Origin of the sequence: Rhodopseudomonas sp. B29 (assembly GCF_000333455.1) — a bacterium.
In the GTDB taxonomy this organism is placed as follows: domain Bacteria; phylum Pseudomonadota; class Alphaproteobacteria; order Rhizobiales; family Xanthobacteraceae; genus Rhodopseudomonas.
Genome location: NZ_BADD01000671.1, coordinates 1 through 4,454 on the forward strand (window position 1 = coordinate 1; position 4,454 = coordinate 4,454).

At 65.2% G+C, this 4,454-nt stretch carries 3 protein-coding genes and 1 pseudogene; 2 read left to right on the forward strand and 2 right to left on the reverse strand.

The genetic code is table 11. The features are described 5' to 3' along the window. Positions 1–878 (forward strand): OmpA family protein (locus tag I5M_RS30550; RefSeq protein ID WP_040771879.1); only part of this gene is annotated, 878 nt, incomplete at its 5' end. Positions 879–938: 60 nt separating this feature from the next. Here the strand turns inward: I5M_RS30550 and I5M_RS24155 are convergent. Together I5M_RS24155 and acs are read right to left on the reverse strand one after the other, a co-directional pair. Next, entirely contained in the window at positions 939–1,484 is a 546-nt protein-coding gene (locus tag I5M_RS24155) for a L,D-transpeptidase (protein WP_022723744.1), read from the reverse strand. A 437-nt stretch (positions 1,485–1,921) separates the two neighbouring features. Then, positions 1,922–3,874, reverse strand: coding sequence for an acetate--CoA ligase (gene acs, locus I5M_RS24160; RefSeq protein WP_031337430.1), 1,953 nt, complete (start codon positions 3,872–3,874; stop codon positions 1,922–1,924). Positions 3,875–4,145: 271 nt separating this feature from the next. On the opposite strand from acs, the pseudogene I5M_RS24165 reads away from it, so the two are divergent. Then, positions 4,146–4,454 (forward strand): annotated as a pseudogene (locus tag I5M_RS24165) (hypothetical protein); the annotation flags it as partial.

Here is a 4,454-nt window from a genome sequence, read left to right on the forward strand (position 1 = left end):
GCGGACGTCATCACCGAGCCGGGCCGCTCATCGTGCGCGATCCGGGCGGTCAGGAGTTCATCCGCCACAACGAAGTCGACCGCTTCCGTTATGGCGCGCGTGACATCCGCACCGAGCGCGGCCGCGACAACGAGACCCGGACCATCGTGGTCCGGCCCGACGGCACCGAGATCATCAACGTCACAGGCCCCGACGGTCAGCTCGTCCGCCGCATCCGCCGCGACCGCGACGGCCGCGAGATCATCATCATCGACAACTCGTTCGCGGGTCCGCGCGATCGGGCCAGCTTCTACGTCGATCTGCCGCCGCCGGTGATCCGCATGCCGCGCGACCGCTACATCGTCGACTACGAAGATGCCTCGCCGGACGTGATCTACGAGACTCTCGAGGCGCCGCCGGTCGAACGCATCCAGCGTCGTTACACCATGGACGAGGTGCGCTACTCACCGTCCCTGCGGCAGCTGATGCCGTCGATCGACCTCAACACCATCACCTTCGAGCTCGGCTCGTGGGACATTTCGCCAGACCAGGCTGCCAAGCTGCAGGTGATCGCCGATGGTCTCAATCGGGCCATCCGGCGCAATCCGCGTGAGGTGTTCCTGATCGAGGGCCACACCGACGCTACCGGCAACGACACCGATAATCTGTCGCTGTCGGATCGCCGCGCCGAGGCCGCCGCTACGCTGTTGACCGAGCAGTTCGGCGTACCGGCCGAAAACCTGACGTCGCAGGGCTACGGCTCGCAATATCTGAAGGTGCAGACGGCCGGGCCCGAGCGGCAGAACCGCCGCGTCACGGTCCGCCGCATTACGCCGCTGCTTAATGGCGGTCAGGCCTCGCTGCCGCCGCCGCCTCCGGGCGTCGCGCCGCCGCGCTAAGGCGCGATCAACAAAAAGCCCCGCGCGAGCGGGGCTTTTTTCTTACAGCAAATCAAATGGTTAGCGCGTCACCACCACCGTGGTGCCGACCGAAACGCGGTCGTAAAGGTCGGTGATGTCGTTGTTCAGCATGCGGATGCAGCCGTAGGACACATAGCCGCCGACCGAGTTCGGCCGGTTGGTGCCGTGGATGGCGTATTCGCCGCCGGCCAGCGTCATCGCCGCCACGCCCATCGGGTTTGCGGGCGAGCCGCCGGGGATCACGTCCGGGATGCTCGGATTGTCGCGCTTGACGTCGGCGGGCGGCGACCAGGCCGGGTTGCGATACTTGCCGTCGATCTTGGTAGCACCAGCCCATTGCTTGCCGCTCTTGCCGACGCCGACCGGGTAGCGCACCGCCACTCCCGGCTCGACCACCAGATACAGCCGGCGCTCGTGGGTTTTCACCACGATCGTGCCGGGCGAGACGTTGTCGCGAAAGGCCACCATATCGGGCCGCGCCTGCGCGGCCGGCGCTCCGAGCACGCAGGCCGCCAGCGCCGCGGCGCAGGTCAGGCCGGCCCAAGTGGTCGGTCGAATTGCAGCAGCTTTCCTTCCAAAAGCCATCCGTCGCTCCAGTATCCTCAAGGTCGGGTCGAAATCCGCCCGAATCCGCGCCCTGGCGCGATGTTAGCTGCGCGAACTAACCAACCGGTACGTGCTGAGCGGCGGGGCGAGGTTCGGAGCAGGCATTGAGAGAAAACCGCGCGGTAAAGTAAATGCTTCGAAAACAACACCCTCCGGCAAACCGACCGAATTCCGTCCGCAGCCGCACACATGTTGTTGAACGGCAACAGGGAACGAGGGGAAAATCGAAAGCGCACGCGTATGAGGCGCAATGCCTCCCCATCCACCTAGGTCATCGCCCGGCTCGACCGGGCGACCCAGTATCCCAGAGCGTCAGCTCCTCATCAGCGCCCTGGAATACTGGATCGCCCGCCTTCGCGGGCGATGATGTCTTTTGATTAGTGATGCCGCGGCTCACGCGAGATCCGCGGCAGCCTTCATCCCACCTTGTGGTGCTTGTTCTGGCGGTTGCCGACGAGGTCGTCGACCACCGCCGGATCGGCCAGGGTCGAGGTGTCGCCGAGTGCCGAGGGTTCGTCCTCGGCGATCTTGCGCAGGATGCGGCGCATGATCTTGCCGGAGCGGGTCTTGGGCAGGCCGGGGGCGAACTGGATCAGGTCCGGCGAGGCGATCGGGCCGATGTCCTTGCGGACCCAGGCGACCAGCTCCTTGCGCAGCTCCTCGCTCGGCTCCTCGCCGGCCATCAGGGTCACATAGGCGTAGATGCCCTGGCCCTTGATGTCGTGCGGATAGCCGACCACCGCGGCCTCCGACACCTTGGGGTGCGCCACCAGCGACGACTCGACCTCGGCGGTACCCATGCGGTGGCCGGAGACGTTGATGACGTCGTCGACGCGGCCGGTGATCCAGTAGAAGCCGTCGGCGTCGCGGCGGCAGCCGTCGCCGGTGAAGTACTTGCCCTTGTAGGCCGAGAAGTAGGTCTGCTCGAACCGTTCATGGTCGCCATAGACGGTGCGCATCTGGCCCGGCCAGGAGCGGCCGAGGCAGAGGTTTCCGGTGCATTCGCCTTTCAGCACGTTGCCGTCCGGATCCATGATTTCGGGCAGCACGCCGAAGAACGGCCGCGTCGCCGAGCCGGGCTTGAGCTTGGTGGCGCCCGGCAGCGGGGTGATCAGGATGCCGCCGGTCTCGGTCTGCCACCAGGTGTCGACGATCGGGCAGCGGTCCTCGCCGACGACGCGGTGATACCACTCCCAGGCTTCCGGATTGATCGGTTCGCCGACCGAGCCGAGCAGGCGCAGCGATTTGCGCGACGTCTTCTTCACCGGCTCGTCGCCGGCCTGCATCAAGGCGCGGATGGCGGTCGGCGCGGTGTAGAAGATGTTGACCTTGTGCTTGTCGATGACTTCCCAGAACCGCGAATTGCTCGGGTAGTTGGGCACGCCTTCGAACATCAGCGTGGTCGCGCCATTGGCGAGCGGGCCGTAGAGGATGTAGCTGTGGCCGGTGACCCAGCCGACGTCGGCGGTGCACCAATAGACGTCGCCGTCGTGATAATCGAACACGTACTGGTGCGTCATCGAGGCGAAGACGAGATAGCCGCCGGTGGTGTGCAGCACGCCCTTGGGTTGGCCGGTCGAGCCCGAGGTGTAGAGGATGAACAGCGGGTCTTCGGCGTGCATGTGCTCGACCGGGCACTCGGTCGTCACCATCTCGGCGGCTTCGTGGTACCAGAAGTCGCGGACGTCATCCATTTCGACCGCGGCGCCGGTGCGCTTCACCACCATCACCCAGTCGACGCCTTCGCACTTCTTCAGCGCGGCGTCGACATTGGCCTTCAGCGGCACCTTCTTGCCGCCGCGCAGGCCCTCGTCGGCGGTGATGACGATCTTGGACTGGCAGTCGTTGATGCGGCCGGCGAGCGAATCCGGCGAGAATCCGGCGAACACCACCGAATGGATCGCGCCGATCCTGGCGCAGGCCAGCATGGCGAACGCGGCCTCGGGGATCATCGGCAGATAGATGGTGACGCGGTCGCCCTTGCCGACATTGCGGTTGCGCAGGATGTTGGCGAACTTGCAGACCTCGTCGTGCAGCTCACGATAGGTGATGGTGCGCGACTGCGAGGGATCGTCGCCCTCCCAGATGATGGCCACCTGGTCGCCGCGCTTGTCGAGATGGCGGTCGATGCAGTTGTAGGCGGCGTTGAGTACGCCGTCCTCGAACCATTTGATCGAAACGTTGCCGGGCGCGAACGACCAGTTGTCGATCTTGGTCGGCGCCTTGATCCAGTCGACGCGCTGCGCGTGCTCGGCCCAGAACCCGGTCGGGTCCTTGATCGAACGGTCGTACATTGTGCGGTATTTGGCGTCGTCAACGAAGGCCCGGCTCGCCCACTCGGCAGGCACGTCGTAGATCTTCTCGGACATTCTTTCCTCCACACTGCCGCCGCGCTGTCCGCGGCCGGCGAGATTGATTTGGTTGTTGAGGCAATTATGCGTTGTTGCTTTCCGGACCGGCAAGCGGAATGCAATGCCACCTTCGTATCGGGGCGTCACCACATCAAGCGATCTTGATGTCGCTGCCATGACGAGGCCAATGACGCGCCCTGTCACGTGAGCCTGACCGGCATTTCCCGTCCGGAACATTCCCGCGCCGACCAGCATTATCGCTCGCCGCCGTCAGGGTTTGTACAAAGTCATGGTTGACCAACAGAATTTTGAACTCGCCGAGGTCGCGTCGGGCGACGTCTCGGTCGTGCCGGCGGTCGAAGAGCTCGCCAAGGACCTTGGGCTGACGCTCGGCGAGCCGGAGCAGCTCACCATCCGTCGCGTCAAGCGCGGCAAGCGCTGGCGATATCTGCGCGCCGATGGCTCTCCAGTGAAGCGGCAAAGCACGATCTCGCGGCTCAATTCACTCGCGGTGCCGCCGGCATATGAACATGTGCGCTACGCCGCCGATCCGCATTCGCATCTGCAGGCCGTAGGCCGCGACGCAGCCGTCGCCGCA

Excerpts from the sequence above, each read along its gene's own strand:
- I5M_RS24155 (WP_022723744.1), bottom strand. The coding sequence starts at position 1,484 with ATGGCTTTTGGAAGGAAAGCTGCTGCAATTCGACCGACCACTTGGGCC.
- acs (WP_031337430.1), bottom strand. The coding sequence starts at position 3,874 with ATGTCCGAGAAGATCTACGACGTGCCTGCCGAGTGGGCGAGCCGGGCC.